General features: G+C 56.4%; 1 protein-coding gene. It reads right to left on the bottom strand.

Features of this window, described 5'->3' with window-relative positions; genetic code table 11:
• A partial coding sequence (locus WA845_RS15110; protein ID WP_337322439.1) for a hypothetical protein occupies window positions 1-584 on the bottom strand: 584 nt, incomplete at its 3' end.
• Between the last annotated feature and the right edge of the window lie 12 nt (window positions 585-596).

Raw genomic sequence — 596 nt, 5'->3', positions numbered from 1 at the left:
GAGACGCGAGCTTTCCGATATTTCGGCGGAAGTTCTGCGGTTGGCAGATCGTCGACCTTGAACTGCTTGCCGGTCGACCAGGGAAGCATGTTGAGCGCCACACCAAGCCCCGCGATGATCGCAGCAACTACGGGCCTGGTTCCGAATTTGTTCAACCCGGAAAATTTGAAGCCGGAAACAAGAGCACCAAGCGGTTTAACGATCAAGAACGGTATCAACAAGAATGGCATGGAGACGAGAAACAGCACCGTCGGGATCGCTGCCTCGAGCATAGGGTCGCCACCGTGTCGGAGGCGAATCCGCGGGTTACGGGCGATTGCAAATGGAATAAGTTCTTCCATGAAGCGAACGTAGCCGGCTGATTGATCGGTACGTGCCTCTCCCTGCCAATGCAGCGAGGATATCTCCCTCGACGCGAAGAGCATCCGCAAACGGGCGCTGTAGACGGGAAAACCGGTGGAGCCGACCCCACTCGTTACGTGAACGTGTATGAACCGAATAGAGGTCCACGGGATGAGACGGACGGATCCTGCCTGCGTCACCAAAAGGCCTTTGGCGTCGATGACGTAAGCGGTTGTGATCATTGTGGATCCCAC

Origin of the sequence: Agrobacterium sp. CMT1 (genome assembly GCF_037203725.1) — a bacterium.
GTDB classification, from domain to species: Bacteria; Pseudomonadota; Alphaproteobacteria; order Rhizobiales; family Rhizobiaceae; genus Agrobacterium; species Agrobacterium pusense.
This window is presented reverse-complemented; position numbering and strand designations above follow the sequence as displayed.